Origin of the sequence: Abyssibacter profundi, assembly GCF_003151135.1 — a bacterium.
Taxonomy (GTDB): Bacteria; Pseudomonadota; Gammaproteobacteria; order Nevskiales; family OUC007; genus Abyssibacter; species Abyssibacter profundi.
The window spans coordinates 128273-146116 of the sequence record NZ_QEQK01000001.1; the positions used below are offsets into that span (position 1 = coordinate 128273).

The following is a 17844-nucleotide window of genomic DNA, read 5'->3' on the forward strand; positions in this document are numbered from 1 at the left end:
GGGAAGTTGCAGCAAGGCTGCACGGCACAACAGAGCAAGAACTGGAAGGCGAACAGTCCATGAACATTCGAAACGCGACCCCGAACGACGCACCGACGATCCTCGACATGGTGGATCTCGCCGGTGAAGGGATTCCCCGATATCTGTGGCGCACCGGCGCCCGCAACGGCGAATCACCCCTGGAAGCGGGTTTGCGGCAGATGTCCGAACGCCAGGGCGAGTTCAGCTTCACCCATTCTCGCGTCTACGCGCATCAGGATGCCGTCGTCGGCGTCTGCCAGGCCTTCGACCTGGATTCCGTTCGGAATCACCGGGACATCCAGAATTGCTGCGACGTGATCCGCGGCTTGGTCGAACTCGAAGAGATGGCCCAGGGCAGCTGGTATATCAATGCACTGGCCACCGCATCCAGCCTGCGTGGCCGCGGTGTTGGACGTGCGCTACTGGCCGACTCGGTCCGGCGCGCAGACGCCCTGGGACTGCGACAGGTCAGCCTGATCGTCTCGTCGAACAACCGCCCCGCCAAGGCTTTGTACGATCGGCTCGGGTTTCGTTTCGAAGCCCAGCGAGTGGCCGAGCAGTTCCCCGAGCAAGGCCACGGCGGGGAATGGATTCTGATGCTTGCGGAAACCGACGCCCTGATCGAGGCGCTGCCCATGCAGGCAGCGGCGTTGCCGGCGAGCGAGACCCCCAGGCATGACCGTCCACATCCTGCAGTCGCACAATCCGAACGCCGTCACGCCATGGATTCAGGCGTGCTTGCAGTCGGTACGTAACTGGGCAGCCGACCAAGGCTACGACTATCAGTTCATCGGCGACGAGTTACTCGCTGCGCTACCCGATGACCTGAAGCGTAAAACCGCATCACAGCCTGTCGTCAGCAGTGACCTGGGTCGTCTGATCTGGCTCCAGCAGCGACTGGATGAAGGCGCGGAGACCGTCGTCTGGCTGGATGCCGACACCTGGATTTTCAACCCGGCTGAATTCCACCTGCCTGCCGCCAACGCGGCCATCGGGCGAGAGTGCTGGGTCCAGGCCGATGGTCGGCGATGGCGCTGCTATCGCAAGGTGCACAATGCAGCCCTCATGTTCCGGACCGGCAACAGCCTGTTGCCGTTTTATCGAGAAACCGCCGAACGCCTGTTGCGCGCCCATGCCGGCACGCGTGTCGTCCCGCAACTGATTGGCCCCAAATTGCTGACGGCGCTGCATTCCGCCTGCCAACTGCCCGTGTGGGAACAGGCAGGCGTGTTCAGCCCGGCCGTCATCGCGGATCTCATGCGCGGCGGAGGTGCAGCGCTACAGCTGCTATTGAAACGTGGAGCGCCACCGGCAGCCTCCAATCTTTGCCAGTCTTCGGTGGCACGTGGCGAGTTGCAGGCTGAGACGCTGTCACGGCTGACCCAAGACGCCCCGGCCGTTCGCCAGCGCCTGTCTCAAGCCGCGGCAGGGACCGCGGACACGGGATTCACGGATAAACGCGCTAGAACCCAAGATCCAGCATGAGACGTTTGGCCAGGACGCGATGCTGATCCGTGATCACGGGACGTAACGCGTCGAGTTGCTCCTCAGACAAGGCCAGCACCCGCAGCCACTGCTCGGTGCTACGCACGGCACCCTCAAAGCCCTCCGCGTGGCCCAACTCAGCGCCCTGCGCATCGAACACGGTCAATTGCAGGGCCGAGAAGTTCACGCCGCGCAGACCGGAAGGCGCCGAGAACTGATAAACGCCGAAGCCGGTGACGCTCTCGCCCGTCCCGAAAAACACGTCGCCGACCTCACCGGCCGTGGCGATAACCAGCACATCGGCGTTTAAGCGCCCGGCCAGATCGCGTAAACGCGCCTGCTGGGTTTCGCTTTGCGGCTGATTCAAATGCTCATAGGAATCGGTGAAGCGCAGCTGCTGCCGCAGCCCAAGGCCGTTTTGAACCCGCACCTCGGAAAAGCCATGGCCACGGAGCGTCGCGGCCACTTCGTTGGCCACCACATCGTGCAGCCCCCAGCGATCCACACGCAGGCTGTCGCGCCCGAGCGCTGCTTCCTGAATGCCACGGCTCTGCAGATAAAGAATGGCGTCGATCGCACCAATCACGACAATGTCCTGGCCGGTGCCGGCTTCCGACAAGGTCTTGTAGGGCGAACTCGCGCAGGCTGAGAGGGTCAGCGAGGCAATCAGAAGCAACAGGGGGCGCATCATGGCGTGTCCAGTTCCGCGTCCATGCGGTGCAGCAAATGAGATGCCATATCCTGCCCGATGCGCCCCCCGCTGGATAGCGCCATGACGTGGAGCGTGGCGCGATTTAGTGAACGACGTCCATGTCTAGCGCACGTTCAATCGCATCGGTGGGATGCGAAGCCAGATCCTTATTGATGGACTGCGACACGCATCGTGCGGTCGGCCGATCCAGATGATCGCGTAATCGGCCCAGGAAGCGGGGCGCCGAAATCAGAACCAAATCGTCCACGCCTTGCTGGGTGCGCGCATCGCGCAGCCAACCCGCCAGCTCGACTGCAAAGCGCTCCGCCTCATGCTCGTGGGCCTGACGGCTGCCATTGGTTTGGTCTTCGCCGTGGCCGGCACTGGCGTGCGTGGCGCCCTGCCCGCCGGTGACCAACTCCTGGTTTTTTAGCCGCGACGCCTCATGCGACAAAACCTCGACTGGCTCAAGGGGTAGTCGGGCCGCCCGGAACCGGAAAATCTTGGCCTGGGCTGCATCGGCCACCACCACCAGGCGGTGCTGAAAGTCTTCGTGCATGCGGTGACTCCTCAATTTTGAGTAATTCACCGGATACTCGCGGGTCGCCAGTACCCGGACCGTTCAGCATAACGTGACCGCGACCGGGAATAACAGGCGCCCCACCGCACACCGCCGACGGTACCGACGGCGCTCGGACTAGTCGCTTGGTCGGACGGCAGGCTCGCCCGGATTGCTGACTTCGACCAGTCCGCGGCGGATCAGCGCTTGGCGCAGCGCGTTCACGCGCTCTCGATTCACACCGAAGTCGTAGTAGCCAAGACGGGCGGTGGACCGCAGGTCGATCCGGTCGGACTGCCGCAGCAACTCGAGATCATCGGTGTAGACACCCCAGGGGCTACTGACCTCGGCACGCAGGTAGTCCCGTCGACTGTCGACAATCACCGTCCGCGGCTGCGCGCTGACCGTGTCGCGCACCGCGGACCAAACATCAGGACGGTCGGTCCGCAAGACCAGGGGGCGCACCGACCGCTGCTGAACCTGAGCCTGCGAACTCACGCAGCGCGGTGCCGGCGGACAAGGCTGCAGGCGGCCTTCGGCGGTCAGCCCGACGCGGTGTTCGCCGATCGCGGCGCAGCCACCGAGCCCGAGTGCCCCGAGCAGAGCAAGCGCCCCGACCGGCAGCCACCGCTGCCCTGCCATCAAATCGTCAAGTTTGCTCACTAGCGTCTCTGCTCTTGTACTCACACAGGGGAGCGTTCGACGTGACAGTGACGAATGGATTCAAACTTGGCGCCGTCATGGCGTTGTGTGCGGGCATGGCAGCCTGCCAGGGGGACAACGGTGCAACCGGCGCCGCCGGCCCGGCCGGGCCGATCGGACCAGCAGGTCCCTCGGGCCCCACGGGCCCCGCTGGACCAACGGGGCCTAGCGGCCCGGCTGGCGACGACGGGACCGACCAATCGATCGCGCTGGCGAAGATCGGCAGCTTCCGCAACCCCAGCGCTGGCTTCGATGAGGCGGCCGCCGAGATTGTCGCCTTCGACCCCGCGACCCGTCAGCTCTACATCGTCAACGCCCAGTCCGAGACGGTCGACATCGTCGACTTGTCGTCGCCATCCAGCCCAGTTTTAAGCTCGACGCTGGACGTCTCTGGAGATGTGGCTGCTGCCCGCAGCGACGTGGCCAGTGCCAGTGATCTTGGGCCAGCCAACAGCATCTCGGTGAGCAATGGTGTGCTGGCTGTCGCCATCGAGGCCGATCCGAAAACCGACCCCGGATACGTCGCCTTTTACCAGTCCGCCGACGGTAGTTTTCTATCCGCCGTGCAGGTCGGCGCGCTACCCGACATGGTCACCTTCTCGCCTGATGGTCAATTCGTGGTGACCGCCAATGAAGGCGAGCCCAACGATGACTACAGCGTGGATCCCGAAGGCTCGATCAGTGTCATCAACCTGACCGGCGGGGCGGCATCGGCGCTGGATGCCGATGTGGCCACCGTCAGCTTCGGTAGCTTCTCGGCGGCTGACCTGCAGGCGGCCGGTGTGCGCCTGCCCCGCCCGTTTGGCGCCACGGTCAGCCAGGACATGGAACCCGAATACATCGCGGTGTCCGCGGATTCCACCACCGCCTGGGCCGCCATGCAGGAGAACAGCGCCTTTGCGGAAATCGATCTGGCCACCGCCACCATCACCTCGGTCTGGGGCACGGGCACCAAGGATTTCAGCCTGCCGGGCAACGAAGCCGATGTCAGCAACCGGGACGACACCGTCTACATCGCCAACTGGCCCGTGCAAGGCCTGCTGATGCCGGACTCGATTGCCAGCTACAGCTATGCCGGAAAAACCTACCTGATCACCGCCAACGAGGGTGACGGACGCGAGTACATCGGCGAGGCGGCCGATGCCGCTAGCTGCACCCGTGGCCTGGCCGACTTCGATGACGGGGAATGTCTGGTCTATCTCGATGAGATTCGCATCCGGGACATTGTCGACGCAGGTGAGGTCGGCGCCAGCATCGACTCGGCGGCGGTGAACCGTTACGCCGGCAGCCAGACCGACACCGATGGCGATGGCATTGCCGACATCTTCGAGAACGAAAACCTCGGCCGCCTCAAGGTCATCGCGACAGAAGGCTTGGCCGACCCCAGCTGCCTCAATGCCGGTGGCCAGCCCACCGCGGCCTGCGTCTATGAGACGCTAATCGCCTACGGCGGCCGATCCTTCTCGATCTTTGACACCGAGTCGCAGCGCCGCGTCTTCGATAGCGGCAGCGACTTCGAGGTCGTGACTGCGGATCGCCTGGGGCCGGACGCCTTCAACGCCACCAATGACGCAAATGGCGGCGATGACCGCAGCGACGACAAGGGCCCGGAACCGGAAGCCATCACCGTCGGCACGATCAATGGCCGGACCTATGCGTTTATCGGCCTGGAGCGAGTCGGCGGCATCATGGTGTACGACGTCTCCGAGCCGGAAAGCCCGCGCTTTGTGCAGTACATCAATCCGCGTGATTTCTCTGAAGACCCGCAGAATCCGGACGACAGCTACAACCCGGCGGCCGGTGATCTGGGGCCCGAAGGGATGGTGTTCGTGCCCGCTGCGGATAGCCCGAACGGCGCCCCGCTGCTGCTGGTGGGCAACGAGATCTCAGGCACGACAGCGATTTTCCAGATCACTGTCAGCGAACTCGCCCGCTAATTCCGGCGACACCGGCCCTTAACGGGGCACCCATCGACGGGGGCGCTGCGGCGCCCCCGTTTTATTGGCGTTCGTCAGTGGGCGCGTCCGACTGCGGCGGCACCGTAGCACCTGCCATGTCGGCCGGAGTGTCTGTAGGCAACTCCGGTAACTGCATTCGCCGGGCGCGCTTGCGCCACATGCTGCGAGCCAGGGCTTGCATGTCCTGGGATTCGTCGCGCTCGTCCACAATCTCGAGCCCCAGCAGCGTTTCGATCACATCCTCGCTGGTCACAATGCCCGCCGTCCCACCGAAGCGGTCGACCACCAAGGCGATGTGCTCACGTTCGGTCAGAAAGCGGTCGAACAGGCTGGGAATCGGATAGTCCTCAGGAATGACGGGCATCGGGCGCTTGAGGCTCCCCAGGTCGCGTTCGGTCTCCCCGGCCAGCAGGGCTTCGAGCACGTCATCCTTGAGCACGTAACCAGTCACCTGATCCATCGACCCGCCCGTGTAACAAGGGATGCGAGAGAACCGCAGTGCATCGCCCGAAGCATGGAAGTCTGCGATCGACACATCCTCCTCTGCAGCGACGATGACCACCCGGGGCGTCATGACGCTGGATGCGGTGACATCCTGGAACCGGAGCAGATTCTTAATGATGCTGGACTCGGAGGCATGCAGCTCGCCTTGCTCTTCCACGATGTCCGTCATCGCCAAAAAATCGCTGCGCGACAACACGCTCCCTGGCTCGCCGTGCTTCAACCGACGGGTGATGAACTGGGACATCCAGACCAGCGGCGCCATCAACGTGCCGATCAGGCGCAGGCTGCGCACTGTGAAAGGCGCCAGCACCTGCCAATGGGTGGCTCCCAGCGTTTTTGGAATAATCTCCGACAGCACCAGGATTGCCAGCGTCATGACCGTCGGCACCACCAGCACGGTAATGATCGGGCTGGCATCTGCCCAGATGGCGGCGGCCTGGTTGCCCACGCCGATGGCCCCCACGGTGTGGGCAATGGTGTTCAGCGTCAGGATGGCCGCCAGCGGCTTGTCGATATTGTCCTTGAACAGCCGCAGCTGTCGGCCGATGGCCGTTCCCTGCTCTTCCTGAATACGGCTATAGGCAGGCGTGACGCTGAGCAGCACGGCCTCCCACATGGAACAGAGGAACGAGAATACGATCGAGATCAGGAAGAAGACGATCAGCAGCGAGAGCATGTGCAGCCCGGATGAGAAGACGAGGCATGACGATAGCCCGGCTGGGCCCAGGACTCACGCTTCGCGTTGCCAGACCACGCAATGATTATTGGCTGGCATGGCATGACGCGCCCGGCGCACGAGGCCTGCACGGGTGGCCAGCGCGTCGACGGCCTCTAAATCCCGCAGGCCCATGGACTCATCGCGCGCCTGCAGGCTGGCGTCGAACTCGGCGTCACTGGCAGACACAAACCGCCCCTGTAGCCGGAACGGACCGTAGACGATCAGCTGGCCCTGCGGCTTGAGTCGACCGGTCAAACCTTTGAATACCGCCTCGACCCCGGCCCAGGGCATGATGTGGAAACTATTGGCCGTGAACACGGCGTCGTACGTCCGCGCCGGCCAGGGGCCATGCAGGGCATCCAGGGGCAGGGATGCCGGCAACTGTTGGGGATCACCTTCAGCCAACCACGCCTGGATGCCGGGCAGTCGCTCGGGCAGGTCCGAACATTGCCATCGCAGCTCCGGCCAGCGCGATGCGAAATGCACCGCATGCTGACCGGTGCCGCTGGCAATCTCGAACACCTCGACCCGAGCCGGCAGATGCTCACGCAACACCTCTAGAATCGGCCCGCGATTGCGTTCGCAGGCGGGTGCGAAAGGCCGCGTGTCTTCTGCCTGCTGGCTCATCAGTCCTTGAGCGTAAAGCCGACTTTCATCTTGACCTGCCAGTGGCCGACATCACTGCCGTCGATCCAGCCACGGGTCTCCACCACTTCAAACCACTTCAGTTCATCAACATTCTTGGAGGCCCGCTTGATGCCGGTGCGCACGGCATCCTCGATGCCCTCGGTGGACGAACCAACGATTTCGATGACCTTGTATGTGTGATCGCTATCCATGATCCAACTCCTTAGCAGGATGAACGATCACACTAACGCGGCAGCCCGACTCGCGGTCAAGTCACCGTGCCCAGGGTTCAGGGGGCCTTGGGCGGCCGACCGTCCAGGTAGGCCTGTCCCGGGTCGGTTTGATGTGAACGCCCCGTGGGGTCGGTCAGATCGATCTCGATGCCATTGTCACCCGGCGTCGAGGGCGTCCGGTACACCCGCGCCAAGGTGCTGGGTTCTGGGCGTTCCTCGGCATCGACAACCGCATCGGGACCAATGTGATACCACTCGCCGGTGGCGTAATCGGGAGCCAGATCCAGCAGCACCCAACCCTTTTGATCGAGGTTGACGTACTTCAGGTGCAGGTTGGAGACGCTGATGGCATTGGCCACTTCGCCGGGGATCGGCAATCCGGGTGACGTCACGGAGGGGCCGACAAACTCCACGGCAACCGGGTCATAGCTCGGCAGGGCATCCGGGTTCGGGGTGACGTCGAACGCCCAGGACGTATGGATATCCCCCGTGATCACCACAACGTTATCCACCGGACCGGCATCCGGGTTGTCCGAGCCGTCAGGGTGATGACCTTGCAGCACTTCGTACAGACGCTCCTGGCTGGTCGGATAACCATCCCAGGCGTCGGTGTTCAGATAGGTTGGCGGCACGGCCAGCGCGCCCGGCGTCACCCGCAGTTGCGACAGGATGAGCTGATTGCCAATGATCTTCCACTTGGCCGGGGAGCTTCGGAGCTGCTCGTGCAGCCAGGCTTCCTGATCGGGACCGAGAATGTCCCGGTGCGCGGTGGTATCACCGCAGAGTGGGTCCGGGCTCATGTAGTCACGCACCGCTTCTCGCTGGAATGCGGCACCGGCTTCGGATTCGTCGTCCCGCCCCCATAGCCGCGTGTCGATCATGATGATGTCGGCAAACTGGCCCGCGGAGTACTTGCGCCAGGTCTTGCCCAGGGAGGGGTTGAATAGCTGCCCCTGGGTGATGACATCGTCCTCGGCCGGCCGAATGGGCATCCACTCGAAATAGGCTTGGATGCCAAAACTTTTGCGTTCGTACCAAACGCCTTCACCGCCCTCTTCGATCGGGCCTTCCGTGTGGTTGTTCGCCGTGCACTTGCGCGAGTTATCGGTGGTCTCGTGGTCGTCCCAAACGGTGACCCAGGTGAACTGGCGGTGCAGTTCGGACAGGTCGGGCTCGGCCTTGTGCAGGGCATGGCGCCGACGGTAATCGTCCAGCGTCAGCATCTCGCCAGGCGGGTCCACCTCGCGGGTGTCACCGTATTCCCCGTTGCCATATTCGTAGATGTAGTCGCCCAGGTGGACGATCAGATCGATGTCGTTGCGATCAGCGATTTCCTTGTAAACGTGGAAATAGCCGTGCGGGTAGTTCGAGCAGGACACCACGGCAATTCGCAGCCGGTTGTCGGTGTCAGCATCCCAGTCCGGCAGTGTCTGCGCCCGACCAACGGGCGAATCGAAGCCCAAGGCACTGAACTGGTAGTAGTACGCCGTGTAGGGATTCAGCCCCTGGGCATCAACCTTGACGCAATAGTCGTTGGCGGCCAGCGCCATGGTCTGGCCGGTGGACACGCGCTGCGTCCGTTCGGGGTCGCTGTAGACGGACCAAAGTACGGGGACGTCGCCGGCGATCAGCTGCCCGTCCTCATCCATCTGGGTCACGCGCGTCCAGAGGATGACGCTGCTGCTGGTGGGGTCGCCACTGGCAACCGAATGCTTGAACGGATCCACCGTCCCAACGCCGGGCAGCGGTGTGCGCTGCTGATCGCGTGGCGTAGATGACTGGCCACAACCTGCCAGCGTGACTGCACTCGCGGCCCCAACCACAGCCGAGGACCGCAGAAAATCGCGGCGATTCAACGTCCGATTCGACGACATGACACCCTCCCGAAACCAAGCCCGCTAGTATGCTGTACTGTCGTGTCAATTCCATGTCATCGATGTGGACGCCTCGACACACAGACCCGGAACTTGCCTTTGCTCGCCGGTGTCTCCATAAAGGCCCTGTCGACAGGGTCGACATTGCCCCATTCATACAGGAACGACTGCTGATGCATTCTTCTTACGACATTGCAGCCGCGCGGCCGCAATCCGCGCTGCAGACCAACAAGGTCTTGCGTAACACCTACATGTTGCTGTCCATGACGCTGCTGTTCAGCGCCGCCATGGCCGGTCTCTCGATGGCATTGAACGTGCCCTACGGCGCGGCGCTGCTGTGTTCGCTGGCCTCGCTGGCCATCATCTGGTTCGTGATTCCGCGCACGGCCCAGTCCGCCAATGGCCTGATTGCGGTGTTTGCCTTCACCGGCCTGCTGGGTTTCGGTCTGGGCCCGGTACTCAACATGTACCTCACCGGTTTCTCGAACGGTGGCCAAATCGTGATGATGGCCCTGGGCCTGACCGGCTTTACCTTTGTCGGCCTGTCGGCGTATGCGATCACCACGAAAAAGGATTTCAGCTTCATGGGCCAGATGCTCATGGCCGGCATCCTCGTCGCATTTGTGGCCAGCATCGGCGTGCTCATTGCCTCGCTGTTCGGCTTTTACTGGCAGCCGCTGGGCCTGGCGATCTCCGCCCTGTTCACCATCCTGATGTGTGGCCTGATCCTGTATCAGACCGGTGAGATCGTGAATGGCGGCGAAACCAATTACATTCTTGCGACCACGACGCTGTACCTGTCGATCTACAACCTGTTTACAAGCCTGCTGCACATCCTCGGTGTGTCGATGGGCGAAGACTGAATCGGCCACCGCCGTTCAAGTCAGTGACCGCGGCCGCCTTCGGGCGGCCGCGGTCGTTTCGGGCCCCGTGTCCACCTGGCCGGACGGATTGCGCATACTAGGCAAGCCTCCAATCCGTGCCGCCCCATGTCTCGATGTGTTCTTGCGCTCCTCCTGATTCCGGCCCTGGCCGGTGCCCAGGTCGCCCCGGCGGCCCTGGAGCAAAAAGCCCGTCAATGCGAAGCCCTGGCACAGGCTGGTGACTACGCGGGGATGCAGGCTTGCATCGCGGAGCTGGAGCAACAGATGAATGCGGCGTTTCCCGCAGCGGATCGCGGCCGGCTCGGCGCACCGGTGAATCCCGAGCCGGCTTCACCGCCAGCAAAGCCGGCGCGGCACCAACCTGATCCACAAGCCCGCCAATGCGTGGACATCGTCACCGAACGGGGCGCGGCCGCCGGCGACAATCGGCAGTGGCGATATCGGGCCGTCAATGCCTGCGACCGGCCGGTGACCGTACATTTCTGTGTGGTCGATGGCCCGAATCGTCCCAGCCACCGCCAGCAGTCGCGGCTGGCAGGCGGCGCCGAAACCAGCTGGTCCTTCACACTCAGCGACCGCTACGAATCTCCGCTTTCGGTTTACGACGCCTGCTTCGAGGCCGAGCGCTGCAAGCCGGCGGGTGCGGTCGGCTGTAGCGGGTAATCGCTATGACGACCGTGCTGCGGCATGCCCCGCCACCGAAGCACGCAGCCCCGGGAAGAACAACAGCAGCGCCGCCGCCCGCAGCACCACATACGCCACGAAGGCCATCCAAAGCCCCAGGTTCCCCGCTACCGGCGCCAGCGTCATCGCCAGCACCAGAAAACCGGAGGCCGAAAGTAGCGACGCATTGCGCATCTGCGCGGTGGCCGTGGCCGCGATAAACACCCCGTCGAGTTGAAACGCGGCGAATGACAGGGCGACATACGCGGCTGCCCAGGGTAGATAGTCGCCCGCGACGGCCTGCACCGCTGCGAGATCCGTCAACAAGGCCACCAGCCATTGGCCGGCCGCCAGCAAGACCAGCGCCAGCGCCAGCGCGGTCGCCAACGCCCAGTGCGTGCTACGGCGGACAGCAACATCGAAGTGCCGACGATCCCCCCGTCCAATAGCTGCACCAACCAACGCCTCGGCCGCATAGGCGAATCCGTCGAGGAAATAGGCGCTGAAGGTGATGAACTGCAACAGCACGTGGTTTGCGGCCAGCACCGTGTCACCGAATACGGCGCCGGCATTGGTGAACCAGGCGAAGCAGGCCAGCATCAGCAAGGTCCGGATCATGATGTCTCGGTTCGCACGCAACAGCGGCCACCAGGCTGCAGCGGGGCGCAGCTGTGACCAGGTCCAAAAGGCGCCCTGATCGCTGCGCGACCGCTGGAGTTGCATCACCACCCACCCCCCGCCGACGAGCAGGGTCACCCATTCCGAGATCGCGGTGCCCGCCGCAATGCCGCGCAAGCCCCAGTCCAGCCCGACCGCCAACCAGACGTCCAACACCACATTCAGGCTGTTCATCAACAGCTGGATGCCCATGAGCGTACGGCTGCGCCCCTGCCCGATGAGCACCCCTGACAGCACGAACACACCCAGCGCAGCCGGCGCACCCCAGATGCGAATCGCCAGATACTCGGCCGCCCCGGCCTCGACCTCGGCGCTGGCATCAAACACCGCGAGCAATCCATGGATTAGCGGCGTCTGCAGCAGCACCAGTGCGGTACCCAGCGCCAACCCGAGCAGGCTGGCCCGGATTAAGGTGGCCCGAATCTCGACCTGATCGCGTCGCCCGACCGCCTGGGCGATGAAGCCGGTTGTGCCCATCCGCAGAAAGCCGAATCCCCAGTAGATCAGGCTAAAAATCAGCGACCCCAGAGCAATGGCGCCCAGCTCGGACACCGTCCCAAAATGGCCGATGACGGCGGTATCCACCAGCCCCAGCAGCGGGGCTGCGATATTCGCGAGGATGATGGGCCAGGCAATGGCGAAAATGCGCCCATGCGTGGGCGCAGGGAACAGCTGGGCGGTTGCGGAAGACATGGAAACGGGCGCTGGACAGGATGGAAACGGGTGATGCTGCCTGCGAGCCTACGCGGGATCCCGCTGCGCGTCGCTTGCGCAGGCGGCCCTGCAGCGGGTTCGTCTGGCCGCAGTCGGCACGTCCGCCGGATCAGCGGCATAATGCAGGCATCGAAACAGGTGGCGCATCCACTGCGCCGCTCGCTCACAGCCGGTCTGGACCAGGCGGCCGGCGGTGCGCAGTCGCTGACAAAGACACTGCCTGGCCCGCTCAGAGAGACGTCATGCCGTTCAGCCTGCGAGTCTTGTTTTATCGCTTCTACATGGCCCTGTTGAAGCTCTCGATCCGCATCCTGCCGTTCAAGCAGCCGCGATTATTCACCGGCGCCGACTCGGCACTCGCGCTGTGCGATGCCCTGGCCGCTGATGGCACCAAGCGCCTGATGATTGTGACCGACGCCGTACTGATGAAGATCGGCCTGGTCGACCCGATCAAGCAGCGGCTGGAAGATGCCGGCATCCAGGTCACGGTTTACGACGGTGTCGAGCCAGACCCCAGCGTCGAACAAATCGAAGCGGGGGTCACACAGGTCAAGGCCGATCAGGCCGAGGCCATCCTCGCAATCGGCGGCGGCTCCAGCATCGATGCGGCCAAGGTGATTGCCGCGCGGGCGACCAACAACAAGCCCATCCGCCGCATGGAAGGGCTGTTCCGCGTGTTCCGCCGCCCCCTGCCACTGCATGCCATCCCGACCACGGCCGGCACCGGCTCGGAGGTCACCATCGCCGCCGTGGTCTCCGATCTCGAACGTCAGAAGAAGATGTCGATCATCGACCTCAAACTGGCGCCGGTTACCGCCTGTCTGGACGGCAAGCTCATGGCCGGTCTGCCACCGGGTGTCACTGCGGCGACCGGCATGGACGCGCTCACCCACGCCGTCGAAGCCTACATCTCCCGCAATGCGCTCAAGCGCACCGACACCGAAGCCCTGGAGGCCACGCGGCTAATCATGGAGCACCTGCCCAAGGTCATGGCCGATGGCAACAACATCGAGTCGCGTCAGCAGATGGCGCAGGCGTCCTATCAAGCCGGTATCGCCTTTACCCAGGCCGGGGTGGGCTACGTGCACGCCATTTCCCATAATTTCGGTGCGCGCTATCACACGCCCCACGGGCTGGGTAACGCCATTGTGCTGCCGCATGTGCTGGAGTTTTCCAAGTCCGCCTGCACCGAGCGCCTGGCAGACCTGGCCCGCGTCAGCGGCCTCGACAGCAACGGGGCCAGCAACGCCGAGCTGGCTGATCGGTTCATTCAGCGCATTCGCGACATGAATGCCGAGTTCGGCATTCCGACGGGCCTCGAGGCATTGCAGGACGCCGATGTTCCCGCCATTGCCAAGGCGGCAATGGCCGAGGCGCACTTCACCTACGCCGTGCCCCGTTACATGGACCGAGCGACCTGCGAAGCCTTTGTCCGCAGCCTGAAGCTGGACCCGCAACCGGATAGCACCACCGCCCAAGCTGCCTGAACGATTCCTGACCAGATCGGAGAACCCCCGGGCGCTGCAACGCCCGGGCGGCTTCCTCCACAGTGTTATCCACAGTTTCTGTGGAAAACCCTGGCCGGGCTAGACCCGGGCGCCCCGCCGGATGCACTGCGCTGCCAATGGCTTCGTAACAACCCTGCGGCACAGTCTGTTCTGCACCACATTTCACACCATTGATTACGGGGACGACATCCATGCAGGCAAGCGACTACGTCGACGAGACACTGGGCACGATTCTAGACGCGCTGGAGACTGGCGAGCTGACCAGCGAAGCCCTAACCCAGGCCCTGCTCGACCGCATTGCCGAGCGCAACCCATCCATTAACGCCGTGGTCGCCCAACAGGCCGATGCGGCCCTGGCACAGGCCCGCCAAGCCGACGAAGAACGCGCAGGCGGTCAACTGCGAGGCCCGCTACACGGCGTGCCCATGACCATCAAGGACGGCTTTCAGGTGCAGGGCATGGTCACGGCCAGCGGTTCGCCCAGCCTGCGCAGCTTCAAGCCAGAGGAAGACGCCGCCGCGGTTCAGCGACTGCTGGATGCAGGCGCCATCATCCTCGGCAAGACCAACGTGCCGCTGTACTGCGGGGACTTCCAGTCCTACAACGATGTCTACGGCACGACGAACAACCCCTGGGACACCACCCGCTCGCCGGGTGGCTCCAGCGGTGGCGCGGCTGCCGCCCTGGCCGCGGGGATGACACCCGTGGAGCTGGGCAGCGACATCGGTGGCTCCATCCGCAACCCGGCGCATTTCTGCGGTGTATTCGGGCACAAGCCTTCGCAGGGCGTGGTTCCCATGCGCGGCCATATCCCCGGCCCGCCGGGGACCAAGGGGCTGACTGATATGGCCGTTGCTGGCCCGATGACCCGCAGCGCCCGTGACCTGCGCCTGATGCTGGACGTGCTCGCAGGCCCCGATGAGTTGGATGCGGAAGGCTGGCAGCTCGACCTTCCCGATTGCACCTGGGCCGCTGATGAGCTGCGCGTGTTGTGCTGGTTCGATGATCCCGTCTGCCCGATTGACACGGCCTACCGCACCCAGCTGCGGAACGCCGCGGGCACCCTGCGCAGCCTGGGTGCCACCGTCACCGATACACCGCCCGATGAACTGCAACTGGCGCAGTTCTATCCGCTGTACATGCGCCTGCTGGCCGGCGTGATGGGTGGCGGCGTCCCGCCCAAGCTGTACAAGCAAATGCAGTGGGCGGCCCGCCTTGGACGCCTGTTTGGCAAGACCGCGCCCGACACGCTGCAAGGCTATGCCGCAGCAGCCACGCAAACCCATCGGCAATGGTTGCGCGACAACGAGGCCCGGCACCGACTGCGTTATCAGTGGCAGGCCTTGTTCGAGTCCTTCGATGTCATCCTAATGCCTGTGACGCCCACCGCCGCCATGCCGCATCAGCACGCGGGCAACCTGTTCAAGCGGCGCATCCAAGTCGACGGCGTCTCGCGCCCCTACGCAGACAACATGGCCTGGGTGGCCCCGGCGACGCTGCTCCACCTGCCCGCCACCGTCGCGCCGGTCGGCCTTGCCAACCAGCTGCCGGTTGGCGTGCAAATCGTCGGACCGTACCTGCACGACAAGCGAACCATTCGTGTCGCGGAGTTGCTGGAGGAAGCGATCGAGATGCCCCGACCAGCCTAGGCAAGCGCGGATCCGAAAGCGCCACCAAAACGGGGCCGATTGTCGTGCGAGCCCAGGCGAAGCGGGCGCGGCTTGGCCGTTCCAGGTCAACGAACGAAAGGCATGCGTACGAAACGTATTCGGACGGCCGCAGGCCGGCCCGGAGGGCAAAGCGCATGGACGCGCCTTCGACACGAATGCGTCGGGAACGTATTCGGACGGCCGCAGGCCGGCCCGGAGGGCGAAGCGCATGGACGCGCTTCGCAACGCCGAATCCCGGATAAACCGGCGCGTCCCGTCTGGACTGCGCCTGCCACTCGCCGGCGCGCAGAGACCCCTGCTTGTCCAGTGGGCATCTCGGCACACAACGCCAATTTAACCCGGGCCTCGGTAGGCTGTTTGCTCTGACTCCACGCGACGGGGCGACCCCCGGACACGATCATGCGAACCGCTCTTCAACTGCTGGCTGCTGCGCCTTTTGCCTTGGCTGCAACGGCCTTATCTGCAAACGACCCCCTGCCCACGGAAGACTTCGCGCGGCTGCCTGAATTTCAGGATCTGGCCCTGTCACCCAATGGGCGCTACCTGGCTGCTGCGGTCCCACGCGGAGACCGAACCGGCATCATCGTGGTCGATGTCGACTCCATGGAAGCGGTTTCTGCCCGGGACTTCGGCGCCGGTATCCACGCGCTGGACATCGAATGGCTGAGCGATGACCGGCTCAGTGGTTTGCTGGGTGAAAGCTATGGGTCGCTGACCCGGCCCAGCAATGCGGGCGAAATCTTCGCGATTGATGCAGACGGGTCCACCTTCGTCTACCTCATCGGCTATCGCACACGGCGGCAGGATCCGTTCTACGGCTCAACAACGCTGGTCGATCGACTGATCGACGAGCCGAAATATGCGGCGATCTCCACCCGACCATTCAAGTGGGACAACCCCAGCCGTACCTACCGGCCCGGCATTGATGAGCGCGCCACCGCTGAGCGGATTCATATCGTCTCGGGCCAGCGGCGGAAGATTGTCGATGCGCCCGTGACGGGGCCTGGCCAGTTTGCCAGCGACGCGTCGGGCTTCGTTCGGTTCTTCACCCAGGAAGGGCTGAGTACTTATCAGCCAACCACGTTTGTGCGGCACCCAGATGACCCCAAGACCTGGAACACCCTCACCGTCAACGAGGGTAAGCATGCTCGCCCTGTGACCATGCTCGAAGATGGCACGACCTATCTCCGAGCCCCAGGGCCGGCCTCGACGGCCTGCCTCTACCGGACGACGGATAGCTCGGCAACAGCCGTGGCTTGTCGCGATGATGTCGACATCGGCAGCGTCGTACTGATGCCCGACTCCAGGCAACCGCTGCGCGCGTACATCGAGCCGGGACGCATCGAATCGATCAACCTGGCGCCCAAGTCCCCAGAAGGTCGCTTGCTCGAGGCCATTCAGAAACGCTTCGAGCCACATGTCGTGTTCCCGATCGGCTGGTCTCAGGATCGCAATCGCATCGTGTTCACCGTGGCCAGCGACACCCTCCCCGGTGATGTTTTCCTGTTTGACCGCAAGGCGAAGCAAGCGAAGTTCCTGCTCTCGACCCGCCAATGGATTCAGCACGACACCATGGCGAGGCGCGAACCCATTGAGTATCAATCACGGGATGGCCTCACCATTCGCGGTTATCTCACCCGGCCACCTGGTCATGAAGGTGGCAAGCTGCCGCTGGTCGTACTCCCGCACGGTGGGCCAATCGGCGTCAGAGACAGCTGGCTATGGGAGCCTGATTCGCAGTTCCTCGCCAGCCGGGGCTACGCCGTCTTGCAGGTTAACTTCCGGGGTTCGGGCGGCTATGGCGAGGAGTTCCTGGAGGCGGGTCGCCAGCAGTGGCACACCGGCATGATCAACGACATTGTCGACGGCACGCAGTGGGCCATCAACCAAGGCCACGCCGACGGCCAGCGCGTGTGCATCTACGGGGCCAGCTACGGCGGCTACGCCTCGCTGATGAGCGCGATTCGCGAGCCCGATCTGTACCAATGCGTCGTCGGCTATGTGGGGGTCTATGACCTGGAAACGATGGCCAAGAACACCGACGTGACCCAGTCGCAATACGGTCGTGAGTTTTTCGACGCTTACATCGGCGCCTCAGAGGAGCTACGTCGCGCCGCATCGCCGTTGTTACAGGTCGACCGCCTTAAGGCACCGATGTTCATCGTGCACGGTGAAGAAGATCGCCGCGCGCCCTTCTCCGAAGCCGAAGCGCTGCGCGAGGCACTGGACGCGCGCAATCATCCCTACGAGTGGATGGCGAAGGCCGGCGAAGGCCATGGTTTCTACGATCTGAACAATCGCATCGAGTTTTACAACGCCCTGCAGGCGTTTCTGGATCGGCACATCGGGTCCTAG

The 17844-nt window shown here is 63.8% G+C and carries 16 protein-coding genes; 8 read left to right on the forward strand and 8 right to left on the reverse strand.

The features are described 5' to 3' along the window. Nucleotides 1-59: 59 nt before the first annotated feature. Entirely contained in the window at nucleotides 60-776 is a 717-nt protein-coding gene (locus DEH80_RS00605) for a GNAT family N-acetyltransferase (RefSeq protein WP_165831202.1), read from the forward strand. Then, the gene (locus tag DEH80_RS00610) at nucleotides 697-1506 is read left to right on the forward strand and encodes a hypothetical protein (RefSeq protein WP_165831203.1); all 810 of its coding nucleotides are present in this window, start codon (nucleotides 697-699) and stop codon (nucleotides 1504-1506) included. Before DEH80_RS00605 ends, DEH80_RS00610 begins: the two co-directional genes overlap by 80 nt. On the opposite strand, the gene DEH80_RS00615 is transcribed toward DEH80_RS00610, so the two are convergent. The 3 genes from DEH80_RS00615 to DEH80_RS00625 all read right to left on the reverse strand — a co-directional run bounded on the left by DEH80_RS00615 (nucleotide 1484) and on the right by DEH80_RS00625 (nucleotide 3419). Further along, nucleotides 1484-2197, reverse strand: a complete 714-nt coding sequence (locus tag DEH80_RS00615) for a hypothetical protein (RefSeq protein ID WP_109718533.1) — start codon at nucleotides 2195-2197, stop codon at nucleotides 1484-1486. The genes DEH80_RS00610 and DEH80_RS00615 overlap by 23 nt on opposite strands. A 103-nt stretch (nucleotides 2198-2300) precedes the next feature. Beyond that, entirely contained in the window at nucleotides 2301-2756 is a 456-nt protein-coding gene (locus DEH80_RS00620; RefSeq protein ID WP_109718534.1) for a host attachment protein, read from the reverse strand. Nucleotides 2757-2894: 138 nt separating this feature from the next. Beyond that, a complete protein-coding gene (locus DEH80_RS00625; protein WP_207774355.1) occupies nucleotides 2895-3419 on the reverse strand; it encodes a DUF1499 domain-containing protein in 525 nt (174 codons plus the stop codon). A 41-nt stretch (nucleotides 3420-3460) separates the two neighbouring features. On the opposite strand from DEH80_RS00625, the gene DEH80_RS00635 reads away from it, so the two are divergent. Continuing rightward, nucleotides 3461-5395 carry a choice-of-anchor I family protein gene (locus DEH80_RS00635; protein WP_207774356.1) on the forward strand — a complete coding sequence of 645 codons (1935 nt, stop codon included), beginning with the start codon at nucleotides 3461-3463 and terminating at the stop codon, nucleotides 5393-5395. 61 nt (nucleotides 5396-5456) lie between these two features. On the opposite strand, the gene DEH80_RS00640 is transcribed toward DEH80_RS00635, so the two are convergent. From DEH80_RS00640 to DEH80_RS00655, 4 genes are all read right to left on the reverse strand, one after another. After that, nucleotides 5457-6596, reverse strand: a complete 1140-nt coding sequence (locus tag DEH80_RS00640; RefSeq protein WP_109718537.1) for a CNNM domain-containing protein — start codon at nucleotides 6594-6596, stop codon at nucleotides 5457-5459. A 54-nt stretch (nucleotides 6597-6650) separates the two neighbouring features. Next, on the reverse strand, nucleotides 6651-7265 hold the full coding sequence (locus DEH80_RS00645; protein ID WP_109718538.1) for a DUF938 domain-containing protein: 615 nt from the start codon (nucleotides 7263-7265) through the stop codon (nucleotides 6651-6653). Beyond that, nucleotides 7265-7477 (reverse strand): dodecin, encoded by a 213-nt coding sequence (locus DEH80_RS00650; RefSeq protein ID WP_109718539.1) that lies wholly within the window; start codon nucleotides 7475-7477, stop codon nucleotides 7265-7267. Before DEH80_RS00650 ends, DEH80_RS00645 begins: the two co-directional genes overlap by 1 nt. A gap of 77 nt (nucleotides 7478-7554) precedes the next feature. Continuing rightward, complete coding sequence (locus tag DEH80_RS00655) at nucleotides 7555-9372, reverse strand: alkaline phosphatase D family protein (RefSeq protein WP_109718540.1); 1818 nt, start codon at nucleotides 9370-9372, stop codon at nucleotides 7555-7557. Nucleotides 9373-9545: 173 nt separating this feature from the next. On the opposite strand from DEH80_RS00655, the gene DEH80_RS00660 reads away from it, so the two are divergent. Continuing rightward, entirely contained in the window at nucleotides 9546-10235 is a 690-nt protein-coding gene (locus DEH80_RS00660) for a Bax inhibitor-1/YccA family protein (RefSeq protein WP_109718541.1), read from the forward strand. A 126-nt stretch (nucleotides 10236-10361) separates the two neighbouring features. Then, entirely contained in the window at nucleotides 10362-10919 is a 558-nt protein-coding gene (locus DEH80_RS00665) for a hypothetical protein (protein ID WP_109718542.1), read from the forward strand. A 3-nt stretch (nucleotides 10920-10922) separates the two neighbouring features. Here the strand turns inward: DEH80_RS00665 and DEH80_RS00670 are convergent, their stop codons facing one another. Then, the gene (locus tag DEH80_RS00670; protein ID WP_109718543.1) at nucleotides 10923-12290 is read right to left on the reverse strand and encodes an MATE family efflux transporter; all 1368 of its coding nucleotides are present in this window, start codon (nucleotides 12288-12290) and stop codon (nucleotides 10923-10925) included. Nucleotides 12291-12553: 263 nt separating this feature from the next. Here DEH80_RS00670 and DEH80_RS00675 point away from each other — a divergent pair, with 263 nt between their 5' ends. From DEH80_RS00675 to DEH80_RS00685, 3 genes are all read left to right on the forward strand, one after another. Beyond that, entirely contained in the window at nucleotides 12554-13798 is a 1245-nt protein-coding gene (locus DEH80_RS00675; protein WP_109718544.1) for an iron-containing alcohol dehydrogenase, read from the forward strand. Between the two features lie 212 nt (nucleotides 13799-14010). Beyond that, nucleotides 14011-15468, forward strand: a complete 1458-nt coding sequence (locus DEH80_RS00680; protein WP_109718545.1) for an amidase — start codon at nucleotides 14011-14013, stop codon at nucleotides 15466-15468. 420 nt (nucleotides 15469-15888) lie between these two features. Further along, nucleotides 15889-17844, forward strand: coding sequence for an alpha/beta hydrolase family protein (locus DEH80_RS00685; protein WP_109718546.1), 1956 nt, complete (start codon nucleotides 15889-15891; stop codon nucleotides 17842-17844).

Bases quoted from the DNA above. Each gene is read 5' to 3' on its own strand.
- DEH80_RS00605 (WP_165831202.1), top strand. From the start codon at position 60: ATGAACATTCGAAACGCGACCCCGAACGACGCACCGACGATCCTCGAC.
- DEH80_RS00610 (WP_165831203.1), top strand. From the start codon at position 697: ATGACCGTCCACATCCTGCAGTCGCACAATCCGAACGCCGTCACGCCA.
- DEH80_RS00615 (WP_109718533.1), bottom strand. From the start codon at position 2,197: ATGATGCGCCCCCTGTTGCTTCTGATTGCCTCGCTGACCCTCTCAGCC.
- DEH80_RS00620 (WP_109718534.1), bottom strand. From the start codon at position 2,756: ATGCACGAAGACTTTCAGCACCGCCTGGTGGTGGTGGCCGATGCAGCC.
- DEH80_RS00640 (WP_109718537.1), bottom strand. From the start codon at position 6,596: ATGCTCTCGCTGCTGATCGTCTTCTTCCTGATCTCGATCGTATTCTCG.
- DEH80_RS00645 (WP_109718538.1), bottom strand. From the start codon at position 7,265: ATGAGCCAGCAGGCAGAAGACACGCGGCCTTTCGCACCCGCCTGCGAA.
- DEH80_RS00650 (WP_109718539.1), bottom strand. From the start codon at position 7,477: ATGGATAGCGATCACACATACAAGGTCATCGAAATCGTTGGTTCGTCC.
- DEH80_RS00655 (WP_109718540.1), bottom strand. From the start codon at position 9,372: ATGTCGTCGAATCGGACGTTGAATCGCCGCGATTTTCTGCGGTCCTCG.
- DEH80_RS00660 (WP_109718541.1), top strand. From the start codon at position 9,546: ATGCATTCTTCTTACGACATTGCAGCCGCGCGGCCGCAATCCGCGCTG.
- DEH80_RS00665 (WP_109718542.1), top strand. From the start codon at position 10,362: ATGTCTCGATGTGTTCTTGCGCTCCTCCTGATTCCGGCCCTGGCCGGT.
- DEH80_RS00670 (WP_109718543.1), bottom strand. From the start codon at position 12,290: ATGTCTTCCGCAACCGCCCAGCTGTTCCCTGCGCCCACGCATGGGCGC.
- DEH80_RS00675 (WP_109718544.1), top strand. From the start codon at position 12,554: ATGCCGTTCAGCCTGCGAGTCTTGTTTTATCGCTTCTACATGGCCCTG.
- DEH80_RS00680 (WP_109718545.1), top strand. From the start codon at position 14,011: ATGCAGGCAAGCGACTACGTCGACGAGACACTGGGCACGATTCTAGAC.
- DEH80_RS00685 (WP_109718546.1), top strand. From the start codon at position 15,889: ATGCGAACCGCTCTTCAACTGCTGGCTGCTGCGCCTTTTGCCTTGGCT.